Source organism: Leclercia adecarboxylata (genome assembly GCF_035787115.1).
Lineage (GTDB): Bacteria > Pseudomonadota > Gammaproteobacteria > Enterobacterales > Enterobacteriaceae > Enterobacter > Enterobacter adecarboxylatus_E.
In genome coordinates this window covers 680225-692964 of the sequence record NZ_JALKTL010000001.1, presented here as the reverse complement: position 1 = coordinate 692964, position 12740 = coordinate 680225, and the positions used below count along the sequence as shown (strand labels likewise).

The 12740-nt window shown below is 53.6% G+C and carries 13 protein-coding genes; 6 read left to right on the top strand and 7 right to left on the bottom strand.

Annotated elements, in window-relative coordinates; all coding sequences use genetic code 11:
* The first annotated feature begins 73 nt into the window (after positions 1-73).
* The 5 genes from pgpB to yciH all read left to right on the top strand — a co-directional run bounded on the left by pgpB (position 74) and on the right by yciH (position 3720).
* Complete coding sequence (pgpB, locus tag MXM41_RS03240) at positions 74-838, top strand: phosphatidylglycerophosphatase B (protein WP_325929868.1); 765 nt, start codon at positions 74-76, stop codon at positions 836-838.
* Positions 839-989: 151 nt separating this feature from the next.
* The gene (locus MXM41_RS03235; protein ID WP_271284186.1) at positions 990-1298 is read left to right on the top strand and encodes a LapA family protein; all 309 of its coding nucleotides are present in this window, start codon (positions 990-992) and stop codon (positions 1296-1298) included.
* Positions 1299-1304: 6 nt separating this feature from the next.
* Positions 1305-2474, top strand: coding sequence for a lipopolysaccharide assembly protein LapB (gene lapB, locus MXM41_RS03230; protein WP_325929867.1), 1170 nt, complete (start codon positions 1305-1307; stop codon positions 2472-2474).
* 182 nt (positions 2475-2656) lie between these two features.
* The gene (gene pyrF, locus MXM41_RS03225; RefSeq protein ID WP_325929866.1) at positions 2657-3394 is read left to right on the top strand and encodes an orotidine-5'-phosphate decarboxylase; all 738 of its coding nucleotides are present in this window, start codon (positions 2657-2659) and stop codon (positions 3392-3394) included.
* The gene (gene yciH, locus MXM41_RS03220) at positions 3394-3720 is read left to right on the top strand and encodes a stress response translation initiation inhibitor YciH (protein ID WP_325929865.1); all 327 of its coding nucleotides are present in this window, start codon (positions 3394-3396) and stop codon (positions 3718-3720) included. The genes pyrF and yciH overlap by 1 nt, the downstream gene beginning before the upstream one ends.
* A 116-nt stretch (positions 3721-3836) precedes the next feature.
* Here the strand turns inward: yciH and osmB are convergent, their stop codons facing one another.
* From osmB to MXM41_RS03205, 3 genes are all read right to left on the bottom strand, one after another.
* Entirely contained in the window at positions 3837-4055 is a 219-nt protein-coding gene (gene osmB / locus MXM41_RS03215; protein WP_325929864.1) for an osmotically-inducible lipoprotein OsmB, read from the bottom strand.
* A 265-nt stretch (positions 4056-4320) separates the two neighbouring features.
* Positions 4321-5076, bottom strand: a complete 756-nt coding sequence (locus MXM41_RS03210) for a DNA-binding transcriptional regulator YciT (protein WP_325929863.1) — start codon at positions 5074-5076, stop codon at positions 4321-4323.
* 69 nt (positions 5077-5145) lie between these two features.
* Entirely contained in the window at positions 5146-5328 is a 183-nt protein-coding gene (locus MXM41_RS03205; RefSeq protein ID WP_325929862.1) for a hypothetical protein, read from the bottom strand.
* Between the two features lie 192 nt (positions 5329-5520).
* Between MXM41_RS03205 and MXM41_RS03200 the strand changes: the two genes are divergently transcribed.
* Positions 5521-6390, top strand: a complete 870-nt coding sequence (locus MXM41_RS03200) for a crotonase/enoyl-CoA hydratase family protein (RefSeq protein WP_325929861.1) — start codon at positions 5521-5523, stop codon at positions 6388-6390.
* On the opposite strand, the gene pdeR is transcribed toward MXM41_RS03200, so the two are convergent.
* The 4 genes from pdeR to fabI all read right to left on the bottom strand — a co-directional run bounded on the left by pdeR (position 6387) and on the right by fabI (position 12677).
* Positions 6387-8378, bottom strand: a complete 1992-nt coding sequence (gene pdeR, locus MXM41_RS03195; protein WP_325929860.1) for a cyclic di-GMP phosphodiesterase — start codon at positions 8376-8378, stop codon at positions 6387-6389. The two genes, MXM41_RS03200 and pdeR, sit on opposite strands and share 4 nt — an antisense overlap.
* A 320-nt stretch (positions 8379-8698) precedes the next feature.
* Positions 8699-10633, bottom strand: a complete 1935-nt coding sequence (locus MXM41_RS03190; protein WP_325929859.1) for an exoribonuclease II — start codon at positions 10631-10633, stop codon at positions 8699-8701.
* A gap of 88 nt (positions 10634-10721) precedes the next feature.
* A complete protein-coding gene (locus MXM41_RS03185) occupies positions 10722-11723 on the bottom strand; it encodes a CMD domain-containing protein (RefSeq protein WP_325929858.1) in 1002 nt (333 codons plus the stop codon).
* A 165-nt stretch (positions 11724-11888) separates the two neighbouring features.
* The gene (gene fabI / locus MXM41_RS03180; RefSeq protein ID WP_325929857.1) at positions 11889-12677 is read right to left on the bottom strand and encodes an enoyl-ACP reductase FabI; all 789 of its coding nucleotides are present in this window, start codon (positions 12675-12677) and stop codon (positions 11889-11891) included.
* Positions 12678-12740 lie beyond the last annotated feature (63 nt).

The window sequence follows — 12740 nt, the reverse complement described above, 5'->3', positions numbered from 1 at the left end:
CACAATCCGACATTTTTACGCAGCTGTCATTTTTCGGTTATGATTGTGGGGCTTATCGAAAAAAGGAGTCGACATGCTTTCAATTGCCCGCCGCACGGCGGTTGGCGCAGGGATATTGCTCATTATACCTGCGGCCTTATGGATATCAGGCTGGCAGTGGCAGCCGGGCGTGAATAGCGGATGGTTGAAAGCGCTGTTCTGGGTAACGGAGACGGTCACCCAACCCTGGGGGATTATTACCCATACGCTGTTATGCGGCTGGTTTTTGTGGTGCCTGCGTTTTCGTCTGCGGGCCGCTATCATGCTCTTTGCCATCCTGGCGGGCGTTATTCTTATCGGTCAGGGCGTAAAATCCTGGGTGAAAGAGCGGGTACAGGAACCTCGACCTTTCGTGGTCTGGCTGGAAAAAACTCACCATGTTCCGGTCAACGACTTCTACAATTTAAAGCGTAAAGCCCGCGGCGAGCTGGTGAAAGAACAGCTTGCTGAACAACAAACTATTCCCACTTTTTTACGTAAACACTGGCAGAAAGAGACCGGTTTCGCTTTCCCGTCCGGGCATACCATGTTTGCGGCTAGCTGGGCGTTACTGGGGGTCGGACTACTATGGCCTCGTCGACGCACGGTGACCATCGTCGTACTGCTGGTCTGGGCAACCGCCGTAATGGGAAGCCGTTTGCTGCTGGGTATGCACTGGCCGCGTGATCTGGTTGTTGCCACCCTGATCTCATGGCTGTTGATTACTTGTGCGACCTGGCTTGCCGAGCGATTCTGTGGACCACTTACGCCTCCGGCAGAAGAGGAACAAGAAATTGCCGCAAGAGAGGAAGAAAGCTGACGAAGGTTGAAATTCTTATATTAAGCCGCAGATCTGAACGTGGCGCGACGCTTTTTCCGTTTCGCGCCCGTCCTGAAAATGGTAGTTTATAAGGCTGGTTACGCTATGGTGAACACTCTTTATTCGCTCAAACCACATAACGGGAAGTAATGTGAAATATTTACTCATTTTCTTACTGGTGTTGGCGATTTTTGTCATTTCCGTCACATTAGGTGCGCAAAACGATCAACAGGTAACCTTTAATTATCTGCTGGCGCAAGGCGAGTATCGGATTTCCAGCCTCCTGGCGGTCCTTTTTGCTGCAGGGTTTGTTATCGGCTGGCTGATTTGCGGTCTGTTCTGGCTGAAAGTTCGGGTAACACTCGCCCGGGCCGAACGTAAAATTAAACGTCTTGAATACCAAATTGCGCCTCCGACCGACGTCCCGGTAAGTTCAGGTGTGCCGGTAGCGAAGGAATAATCAAAGATGCTGGAGTTGTTGTTTCTGCTTTTGCCTGTAGCCGCAGCCTATGGCTGGTATATGGGCCGCAGAAGTGCGCAACAGACAAAACAGGATGAAGCGAACCGCCTTTCACGCGACTACGTCGCCGGGGTTAACTTCCTCCTGAGCAATCAACAGGATAAAGCGGTAGACCTGTTCCTTGAGATGCTGAAAGAGGATACCGGTACCGTCGAAGCCCACCTTACCCTCGGCAATCTGTTCCGTTCCCGCGGTGAAGTTGACCGCGCCATCCGTATCCACCAGACCTTAATGGAAAGCGCCTCATTAACCTATGAGCAGCGTTTGCTGGCCGTACAGCAGCTTGGCCGCGACTATATGGCGGCTGGGCTCTACGATCGTGCCGAAGAGATGTTTAACCAGCTGGTGGATGAGACTGATTTTCGCATCAGCGCCCTGCAGCAGCTGCTGCAAATTTATCAGGCGACCAGCGAATGGCAGAAAGCGATCGACGTCGCGGAACGTCTGGTGAAGCTCGGAAAAGACAAACAGCGCGTTGAAATTGCCCATTTCTATTGTGAGCTGGCTTTACAACAGATGGGCAACGAAGATATGGACAAAGCTATGGCGCTTCTTCGCAAGGGTGCCGCAGCCGATCGCAGTAGCGCGCGTGTCTCCATTATGATGGGGCGCGTGTATATGGCGAAAGGGGATTATCAGAAAGCAGTTGAGAGCCTGCTCAGGGTTATCGACCAGGATAAAGAGCTGGTCAGCGAAACCCTGGAGATGCTGCAAACCTGCTATCAGCAGCTGGGCATGGACGCAGAGTGGGTGGCTTTCCTGCGTCGCTGCGTGGAAGAGAATACCGGGGCCACTGCTGAGCTGATGCTGGCGGATGTGGTCCAGGAGCATGAAGGCAGTGATACTGCGCAGGTTTATATTACCCGCCAGCTGCAGCGCCATCCCACCATGCGCGTTTTTCATAAGTTAATGGATTACCACCTGAACGATGCGGAAGAGGGGCGTGCCAAAGAGAGTCTGATGGTTCTGCGCGACATGGTTGGCGAACAGGTACGTAGCAAGCCGCGCTATCGCTGCCAGAAGTGTGGTTTTACGGCATATTCGCTGTACTGGCACTGTCCGTCATGCCGGGCCTGGTCTACCATTAAGCCAATTCGCGGTCTCGATGGGCAGTAATTTTTAAAAAAGCTTACTTTAGTTACAACATGCTTAAATCTGTCTTTCAAGCCCGGTTCGTGCGCGTTGTGGTTGGGCAGGAATGAAAATGTAACCTGTTAATTTCTGTGATGCGCAGGTAGAATGCACGCCGTTTAACATTCCCGCGCCGATGCGGCGCCCATCGACGAGAAGGTCCGGTCATGACGTCTGTAGCTTCATCTTCCTCCCGCGTAGTTACTGAATCTCCTGTTGTTGTCGCTCTGGATTACAACAATCGTGATAATGCGCTTGCGTTCGTTGATCGTATTGACCCGCGCGACTGCCGACTGAAAATCGGTAAAGAGATGTTCACGCTCTTTGGCCCGCAAATTGTTCGCGATATGCAACAGCGCGGTTTTGATGTTTTTCTGGATCTTAAATTCCACGATATTCCGAATACTACTGCGCATGCCGTAGCTGCAGCGGCTGAGCTTGGGGTCTGGATGGTAAACGTTCATGCCACCGGCGGGGCGCGCATGATGACCGCCGCACGGGAAGCCCTGCTTCCTTTTGGTAAAGATGCCCCGTTACTGATAGCAGTCACCGTGCTGACCAGCATGGAAGCCAGCGACCTGTTGGACCTCGGCGTGACGTTGTCACCGGCAGAGCATGCTGAACGTCTGGCGCGTCTCGCTCACACCTGCGGTCTTGACGGCGTCGTCTGTTCCGCCCATGAGGCGGTCCGCTTCAAGAGCGCAATCGCCCAGAACTTTAAGCTGGTAACGCCAGGTATTCGCCCCCAGGGAAGCGACGCTGGGGATCAGCGCCGAATCATGACGCCTGAACAGGCGCTGGCGGCGGGAGTAGACTATATGGTTATTGGTCGACCGGTAACCCAGTCTAGCGATCCGGCACTGGCTCTGAAAGCCATCAACGCATCACTTCAAAAGGGGGCGTAATGCGCGATACTAACAGCCGCCTCGTCTACTCGACAGATTCCGGGCGCATTGATGAACCAAAAGAAGTCGCAGAGCGACCTAAAGGCGATGGTATTGTTCGCATTCAACGCCAGACCAGCGGGCGTAAAGGGAAGGGCGTTTGTCTGGTGACCGGGATTGATGCCGACGATGCGACTCTGGCGCAAATTGCCGCAGAGCTGAAGAAAAAATGCGGATGCGGCGGGTCGGTTAAAGATGGTGTCATCGAAATTCAGGGTGATAAGCGGGATCTGATTAAATCTCTGCTGGAAGCAAAAGGGATGAAAGTGAAATTAGCTGGCGGTTAACGCGGGCTGAAACAGATAAGCCACGGCCTGAGCCGTGGCTTAATATTTTTATTTTCAGATAAAGCCAAAAATAACAGGGCATTATCAAATGACTGCAGCGGCAATCGGTATTTTATTTACTTACTTACCTCGTGACCGATAATCCCGCCCACCGCAGCACCACCCAGGGTACCCAGCGCGCTGCCGTCGGTTAAGACGGAACCACCGATTGCGCCTGCACCTGCACCAATCGCGGTGTTACGGCTTTGTTTGCTCATGCCGGAGCATGCGCTCAGGGACAATGCCAGCGTAACGGCCAGCATAGCAGCGGATAATTTTTTGCTGTTAAAAGTCATAATTCATTCTCCTGAAATATTGATCCACGGAAATTATTTCGCTTAAGTGAATATCAATACTCTCAAGCGCCGCTTTCCATGAAACGTGTTCGCGCAGGTGTTACAAGATCACGCAGGTGATAGTTACTTCCTGTTATATCGCTAACAATAATTTTACGTCTTTATCACTGATCCAACAGGTAAATAGTCTTAAAGGATTGCTCGGAATAGTCTCAGAGCGAAGGGCGGGAAAATAACGCCCGAATAGTCGGGCGTTGAGGTGGCGTCAGGCAGGTTTTTTAACGATATCGACAGTTAAGCCGTCTTGTTGCAGCTTAGCGACGTGCGCCTGTTTAATACTCTCGTCGGTAATCACCCGACTGAAGCGGGAGACAGGACCCATCATGTAGGGATGAACCGCACCGAACTTCGAACTGTCGGTCAGTACAATGGCTTCGCCGCCTTTCTCCAGTACCGCGTTCACCACATCGGAGCGCATCATGTCCCGGCCAGTAAAGCCAGTTTCAGGCTGCCAGCCATCGATGCCGATAAAGGCTTTGCTGAAATGGACCTGTTGAACATACTGACGCGTAAGCGGGCCAACCATACTTTCGCTTTTTTTCTGGTAGATACCGCCCAGTAAAATGACTTCGCTACGTGTCTCCTTCAGAAGATGCGCAATATAGCTGCTCACCGTGACGATGGTGACGTCTTCTTTCTGTTCAGCCAGGGTACGGGCGAGCAGGGCATTACAGCTGCCGTTTTCGATAAACACCGTTTCGCCATTATTTACTAAAGAAGCGGCAAATTCCGCCAGCTCACGTTTCAACGCGTAGTTGTTCATCATGCGCGTTTCAACATCTTCGCTGTCCAGCGGCACGGCATAGCCGTGGGCGCGACGAAGATAACTCATTTTTTCCAGAAGATTGAGATCCTGGCGGATGGTGACTTCTGACACGCCGGTCGTTTTTGCCAGATCAACGACGCTCACACGCCCGGTGTCGATCACCATCTGTAATATTATTTGTTGTCGGGAGTTCATAGCATCCATATTAAAACGGCATAGCCGTTAGTTGAAAACTGACATAAACACGAGAGACGAGGCGTTTTTTTAAACTTCCCACGGCGATTTAGGTGGTACTGCGTCGAGGTTTTTCTGTTCGCCCGCCTGGGTCAGTAATTCTGATTTTAATATCTCGAGATTACGAAGAGCAGAGTTCACATCGCCTGCGACCAGAATATCCAGCACAGTATCAATACGTTGTGCAACTTTCAGTGCATCGATATCAGACATACTCTCATCCCTAAATGAAAAGTGAATAAATTCAATGATGCAGAAATTGAAGGCAAAAGAGAAGGGAAAAAGTGTGCTAACGAAAGTACATTAATGGTAGTGATATTTTGATGCTTCTTTATACGTAGGACTTTAGTAGTGGATTAGTCTAATTCTGCGCGCAAGGCGCTTTTTTCTATGAGGAATTAGACTATGACAATTATCAATCAGGCTACCTGTAAACTGTTTACTGATTCTGCACGATTCACCCAGCTCGCCGGTTATTACGAGGAGGAGAGACGTACGGTGTGGATGATGTTACGTGCCCAGCCACGTCCTTGCTTCAATCATGCGCTTATAGAGGAGATTATGAACCTGTCGTGGCTGGTGCGGCAGTCCGGGTTTGAGGTTGATTTCTGGGTGACAGGTTCGCTGGTGCCCGAAATGTATAATACCGGTGGTGACTTACGCTTCTTTGTCGACTGTATTGAGAATGGTCGTCGGGAAGCGCTTCGGGCCTATGCCCGCGCCTGTGTGGACTGCGTACACGCCGCGTCCCGGGGTTTTGATACCGGGGCGATCACTCTGTCAATGGTTGAGGGGAGTGCCCTGGGCGGTGGTTTTGAGGCTGCGCTGGCGCATCACTTTTTACTGGCACAACGGGATGCCCGCTTAGGGTTCCCGGAGATCGCCTTTAACCTGTTTCCCGGTATGGGCGGCTATTCGCTCGTGGCCCGTCGTTCCGGTATGAAACTGGCAGAGGAGCTGATCTATAAGGGAGAGTCTCACACCGCGGAATGGTACCACCAGCACGGTCTGGTAGACGTACTGTTCGAACCCGGTCAGGGCTATGTGGCGACGCGAACCTTTATCGACACGCTACAACCCAAGATGAATGGCGTCAGAGCAATGCTCCGCGCGCGTCAGCGCGTACTGCAGCTGCCGCGCAGTGAATTGATGGATATCACAGAAGATTGGGTGGATGCCGCATTCTGCCTGCAACCTAAGGACGTTGCCTATATGCAGCGGCTGGTTCTGCTGCAGGATCGCCATACGGCATCAGGACTGCGTAAAGCCAGCTAACGCGAATTACGTGACTGATAGCGTTTAAACCATCGCTCGAATGCGACAGCGGGCATGGGCTTAGCAAACAGAAAACCCTGTCGTTCATTGACGCCATTCTTTGTCAGAAAGGCGTCTTCTTTCGCGCTCTCCACCCCTTCGGCAATCACCTGCAAATTCAGCGCCTGAGCAACCGCGACAATCGCGCGCACCAGCGATTGTGACACCGACTGCTTATGGATATCCCGGACAAATGCCTGGTCGAGCTTAATGGCATCGATAGGGAAACGAGCCAGCTGTGATAACGATGAATAACCCGTACCGAAATCATCCAGGTGGATCTGCGCCCCCAGCTGGCTGAACTGCTGGATCACTGACAGCGCCAGCTCTTCGTTTTCAATCAGGCAGCTTTCGGTCAGCTCCACGTCAACCGGGCAGTATTCGAAATCAAGGTCCTTCAGCGCCTGTTTCAGATCGCTGAAAATTGTCTGATCCGCCAGCTGGCGGGCCGAGACGTTAACCGCCACCCGCAGGTTGATGCCTTTGTCACGCCATTTGGCGACCTGACGTACCACATCAAGCATGACCCAACGGCCCAGCGGCACGATGAGCCCCGACTCTTCGGCATAGGAGATAAACTCCAGCGGCGGGATCAGCCCGCGCTCCGGTGATTGCCAGCGCACCAGCGCTTCGAGAGTTTTTACCTCGCCCCGCCAGGTGATTTTCGGCTGGTAGTGGATCACCAGCTGGTCGTTATCCAATGCCTTGCGCAGGTTGGTATCCAGCCAGAGGTATTCAAAGACGCGCTGATTCATCTCCGGCGAGAAGACGCAGAACGTGCCGCGTCCGTTCTCTTTGGCGGTATACATGGCGGTGTCGGCATTGCGGATCACGCTTTCCCGATCGGTGCCGTGCTGTGGGGCGAGGGAGATGCCCAGCGAACAACCGGTATAGACTTCAATTAAACCAATCCGGAAGGGCTGACGCAGTCGGGTCAGTATCCGCGAGGCCATGGCTTCGAGCGCGCCCTGCGACGTGCCGGTGGCCAGCACGATAAACTCATCGCCCCCCAATCGCGCCAGCACCTGCCCGTCTTCCAGGCAGCTGAGAATGGCCAGCGCCACCGCCTGCAATAGTTGATCGCCAAACATGTGCCCGTAGGCGTCATTCACTTTTTTGAAATTATCGAGATCAAGGTAGACCACGCCCACCTGTCCATCACCCCGGGTTGCTATTGCCTCGCTGATCAGGTCGTGAATAGCATTGCGGTTTGGCAGACCGGTAATAGTGTCGGTATTGGCGAGTACCCGGAGACGCTCCTGCGCCCGACGTTCTTCAGTGATATCCGTACCAGAACAGATAAGGAAAATTTCATTTTTCCCGCTGCCGCTGTGCACAAATTTATTACGAAACAGAAATAACCGCTGTCCTTTGCGGGTTTTAATCCAGCGCTCGACTTCATAGGAGCTGCCGTCACGAAAAAAACCGCTGATATTACGGCGGGAAGCGGCAGCCTCGCTGCGGCTCATAAACAGTTTGAAAACGTTCTGACCAATAACTTCGTGCTCTTTCATTCCGGTATATTCTTCGCTCAGACGGTTAAAGCGTTGGATATTGCCGTGCCGATCGAGGATCACAATGACCGAGTTGGCTTCTGATACCACCTGTTCGGCAAAGGATAAACCCTGCGCCAGATCGCGGGCGACAGAGGGGGTGTCATTCCAGGCAGAAGCGGTACCGGTCCACTCTTTTTTATTGATTTTACGGCCGACCAGATGCACAGGCACCTCGGTTCCGTACAGGGAGAGCGTCATGGTTATACTGGAGGTAATGACGGTCATCTGGCGAATGCTGTTGGCCTGCTCATCACTCAGCGCCACAACCTCCGTGGTATCGGCACTTTCGCTGGCGGCAAGATGAAGCGCATTGCTGTCCGCCGTCAGGCGCCACCAGGGACTGTGGGTGCCCATGTAACGAAACAGCAAATTTTGCTCCAGATCGTCAATCATGCTCTCTCCCAGGCGCACTTAATTGCACACAGTGTGCATTTCCAGTCAGTTTAATCGCGCTTAAATAGCGGTAATACCAAACTAAACTTATTGTTTTTCCCAGTATTCTTATATTAGAACGAGAACAGCAAAAAAGGATACGGGCGAATGAATATTCCGATCACAGGTTGAAACGTCAACCAGACTGTCATTAATAAGTGTGATCGCTTTTCGCGATTTAGGGGAGAAAAAGGGAAGGAAAAATGATGAATCTGAGGTTAATGCAAAAATAAAAGTCGGCTCATCTACAACAGATGAACCGACCTTTACACAGACAACAATCAGACTGCAGGGCGGGCAATAACGCTGCGGGTCTCCATACGGACTTCAGCGATAGTGACGTCAATAACCTCAGTCACTTTATAGGCTACTTCACCTTTGATCTGAACGGTGCCGTTTTCCTGGCTGCAGACCAGTTCGTCACGGACGGCGTGCAGGAACGGCGCAGGAATAAAGGCCACGGCGCCATTATCCACCAGACGCACGCGCATGCCGCCACGGCTGATATCGATAATTTCCGCAGCAAAACGGGTGTCCGTTCCCGCCTTGTCTTTCAGGAAACGCGCGTACAGCCAGTCGCCGACGTCACGTTCTGCCATGCGGTTAAGGCGACGGCGCTCGGCCATCTGTACGGTGGCGTCGTCCTGCGGACGAGCGATGGTTTCACCTTTGACGATCGCTTTCAGCAGACGGTGGTTAACCATATCGCCGTACTTACGAATCGGTGATGTCCAGGTTGCGTAGGCTTCCAGCCCCAGGCCAAAGTGCGGGCCTGGTTCGGTGCTGATCTCTGCGAAAGACTGGAAGCGACGAATGCGGCTGTCGAGGAAACCTGACGGCTGAGCATCGAGCTCACGGCGCAGCTTGCAGAAGCCATTCAGGGTCAGGACTTCCTGCGGATCCACATGCACGTCGTGGGTTTTCAGCAGCGCCGCCAGCGCTTCGCTGTTGGCCGGGTCAAAACCGGTGTGCACGTTATAGATGCCAAAACCGAGTTTATCGCGCAGCACGCGGGCCGCGCAGATGTTAGCCGCAATCATCGACTCTTCAACGATACGGTTAGCAATGCGGCGCGGCTCAGCAACGATGTCCAGCACTTCACCTTTTTCACCGAGAATAAAGCGGTAGTCAGGGCGATCCTTGAAGACCAGCGCATGGGTCTTACGCCATTCGCTGCGGCTCAGGCAGACGCGCTGCAGCAGGCGGATCTGTTCGGCAATGGCCTCGTTTTCTGGCTGCCAGCTGCCGCTGTTTTCCAGCCAGTCCGACACTTCGTCGTACACCAGCTTGGCTTTGGACTCGATGAGGGCGGCAAAGAATTCGATGTTCTCTTCGATAGTGCCATCAGCGGCCACGGTCATGCGGCAGGCCAGGACCGGGCGCACTTCGTTGGCGCGCAGCGAGCACAAATTATCAGAGAGTTCGCGCGGCAGCATCGGAATATTGAAGCCCGGCAGATAATTGGTAAAGGCACGGATTTTGGCCGCATTATCCAGCGGTGTGCCTTCAGCGATCCAGGCCGTAGGATCGGCAATCGCTACGGTTAACAGTAGCTTACCCTCAGCCTGCTCTTCCACATACAGCGCGTCGTCCATATCTTCGGTGCTGGCGCTGTCGATGGTGACAAAATTCAGGGCGGTCAGATCGCGACGCTCCAGACCTTCGTCCAGCATATCCGTCGCTTCGCCTTCTGGCGCTTCTTTTTCAAGATTATGGCGCGCCAGCGTTACCCACCACGGCACGAAATGATCTTCGCCGAAGGTAATAAACTGGGTCAGTTCAGCATAGAAACCGCGATCGCCCTTCAGAGGATGACGGCGCATTTCTGCCACGGCCCAGTCACCTTCTTTAAAATCATGCGAGACGCCACGCTCAGCGCGGCAAGGGATGGCGTCTTTCAGCAGGGGATGGTCCGGAATGATGGACAGACGGTCATCTTTTCTGAGCACCTTACCTACAAAACGGGTCAGGAAAGGTTCAATTAATTCTTCAGGCTCGGCTGATTCACGATCCTTTTCGCTATGGATCACGGCCGTAATACGATCGCCGTGCATCACTTTCTTCATCTGCGGCGGCGGAATGAAGTAACTTTTCTGCGCATCGACTTCAAGAAAGCCAAAGCCTTTTTCCGTGGCTTTTACGACCCCTTCAGCGCGTGGCGTCTGGGAATGCAGTTGCTGTTTAAGCTGCGCTAGCAGCGGGTTATCCTGGAGCATAGTGATCTATTTTCGTAGCCATTGAGCGGCTGACAGTTTTACGCGAATCTCACTGCTACAGCAAGCGCTCTTTAGGTCGTTAGTAGGGTTATTCGCCTCTGCCAATGGCGATGTTAAGACGGTTCAGCCAGCCGCAAAAAGCGCTCCAGGCAAGGAGATTGATGGCCTGCACTGGCGACAGGTCGTCATCCGTCAGCGGCGTAAACTGCGCGGCGCTGAATTGATCCGGCGATCGCGCCAGCTGCTCCACGGCTCGTTGTATCGCCTCGTCATTTGCGTCGTCTTTATACGCGGCGCAAATACCGCTAATCAGTATTTCACCTGTGCGATCGAGGAGTAATGGTTCATGGCATAGCACCGGCGTAAGGTGCTGCAATAACGGCTCATCCTGCCAGCGTTCAAGCGACGCCAGCTGTTGCGGGCTGGCCTGACATCGCTCGACGCCCGGCACAGCGGGCTGCCATGTGTTGAGGTCATTATTGTACGGCAGAGCCTGGGGCGGGATATGGTGGCCGGGTAGCCAGCGCACAGGATGGCCGAGCAGGGCCTGAAAAACCGCTACTACCCGCGCCTGAAAGCCCACAAAGCCAATAATCTGATTGATGGTCACAATGTCATACACCGTCAGACCTACCTCATCAAGCCCCTGCTGCGCTTTGCTGTCGATCACGTCCGGCGAGCTGGCAAGCTGGCGGGCATATTGCGTAATCTGGGCGAGACGGCGATTGCTTTCACGGGAGGAGTCGGGACCGGGAAGCGGGGCGAGGAGGGCGGCGTAATGGTTACAGAGCCGCTGCACGCCACACACCTGTGCAACGGTCAGGGCGGTGCTGAAACGATCGTAAGCGCTAAGCGTGCGCAGGCGGGTTACCGCCACGGTACGCGGAAAAAAGAGATCGCACAGCGCCCGGGCCGGGGTTAACCAGCGTTCACAGGCGGCAAGCAGCGTTGCAGGCAGCACGATGTTCAGCAAAAAGCGGTCGGCGACGTGTGCTGCTTCGGGAACCAAAGGCAGGACTTCCGTCGGGCTGCTACTGGACTGGGTCTCATGATACCAGTGGCCTTTGCCAGAAATACGGCGTTGTTCCATGTGCGTTCCTTGATCTCAAAATGGCGATCAATATCCTGGCGGAAGGAGGATAAGCGGAAAAATATTGTTAAGTGATAACAAATAGCGGAACGGAATAACGCGGGAAAAGCGGGACGGGGCAGAGCGGCAGGTAAACCTTCCCGCCGGAGCGGGAAGGTAACGAACTTATTTAATTTCCAGCTCGTTCATTGCAGCGATGTTGAAACCGCCGTCAACGTGAACCACTTCGCCGGAGATGCCAGCAGAGAGGTCAGAGCACAGGAATGCCGCGGAGTTGCCCACGTCTTCGATGGTTACGGTGCGACGGATCGGCGTAACGGCTTCGCAATGCGCCAGCATTTTACGGAAGTCCTTGATACCGGAAGCAGCCAGAGTACGGATTGGACCCGCAGAGATACCGTTCACTCGAACGCCTTCAGGACCCATTGCGTTCGCCATATAGCGCACGTTTGCTTCCAGAGAAGCTTTCGCCAGACCCATCACGTTGTAGTTAGGGATGGCGCGCTCAGCACCCAGATAGGACAGGGTCAGCAGGGCAGCGCCCGGGTTCAGCATGGAGCGGCAGGATTTCGCCATCGCCACAAAGCTGTAGGAGCTGATGTCGTGCGCGATTTTGAAGCCTTCACGGGTGACCGCGTTTACGTAGTCGCCGTCGAGCTGGTCGCCCGGAGCAAAACCGATGGAGTGAACGAAACCGTCAAATTTCGGCCAGGATTTTGCCAGCTCAGCGAACATGCCATCGATGCTTTCATCTTTAGCAACGTCGCATTCCAGAATAATGCTGGAACCCAGCTGCGCGGCGAACTCCTCTACGCGGCCTTTCAGCTTGTCGTTCTGGTAGGTGAATGCCAGCTCAGCGCCTTCGCGATGCATTGCCTGTGCGATGCCGTATGCGATAGACAGTTTGCTGGCAAGGCCAGTGACCAGAATGCGCTTACCGGAAAGAAAACCCATAGCTCTTAATCCTTATATTCATTGTTGTGGCGGTCGTTGTTTAAGTGAACAACCGTCGTTAAA

Bases quoted from the DNA above. Each gene is read 5' to 3' on its own strand.
- fabI (WP_325929857.1), bottom strand. From the start codon at position 12,677: ATGGGTTTTCTTTCCGGTAAGCGCATTCTGGTCACTGGCCTTGCCAGC.
- yciH (WP_325929865.1), top strand. From the start codon at position 3,394: ATGCGCGATACTAACAGCCGCCTCGTCTACTCGACAGATTCCGGGCGC.
- MXM41_RS03200 (WP_325929861.1), top strand. From the start codon at position 5,521: ATGACAATTATCAATCAGGCTACCTGTAAACTGTTTACTGATTCTGCA.
- MXM41_RS03205 (WP_325929862.1), bottom strand. From the start codon at position 5,328: ATGTCTGATATCGATGCACTGAAAGTTGCACAACGTATTGATACTGTG.
- MXM41_RS03190 (WP_325929859.1), bottom strand. From the start codon at position 10,633: ATGCTCCAGGATAACCCGCTGCTAGCGCAGCTTAAACAGCAACTGCAT.
- pdeR (WP_325929860.1), bottom strand. From the start codon at position 8,378: ATGATTGACGATCTGGAGCAAAATTTGCTGTTTCGTTACATGGGCACC.
- pyrF (WP_325929866.1), top strand. From the start codon at position 2,657: ATGACGTCTGTAGCTTCATCTTCCTCCCGCGTAGTTACTGAATCTCCT.
- lapB (WP_325929867.1), top strand. From the start codon at position 1,305: ATGCTGGAGTTGTTGTTTCTGCTTTTGCCTGTAGCCGCAGCCTATGGC.
- MXM41_RS03185 (WP_325929858.1), bottom strand. From the start codon at position 11,723: ATGGAACAACGCCGTATTTCTGGCAAAGGCCACTGGTATCATGAGACC.
- osmB (WP_325929864.1), bottom strand. From the start codon at position 4,055: ATGACTTTTAACAGCAAAAAATTATCCGCTGCTATGCTGGCCGTTACG.
- pgpB (WP_325929868.1), top strand. From the start codon at position 74: ATGCTTTCAATTGCCCGCCGCACGGCGGTTGGCGCAGGGATATTGCTC.
- MXM41_RS03210 (WP_325929863.1), bottom strand. From the start codon at position 5,076: ATGAACTCCCGACAACAAATAATATTACAGATGGTGATCGACACCGGG.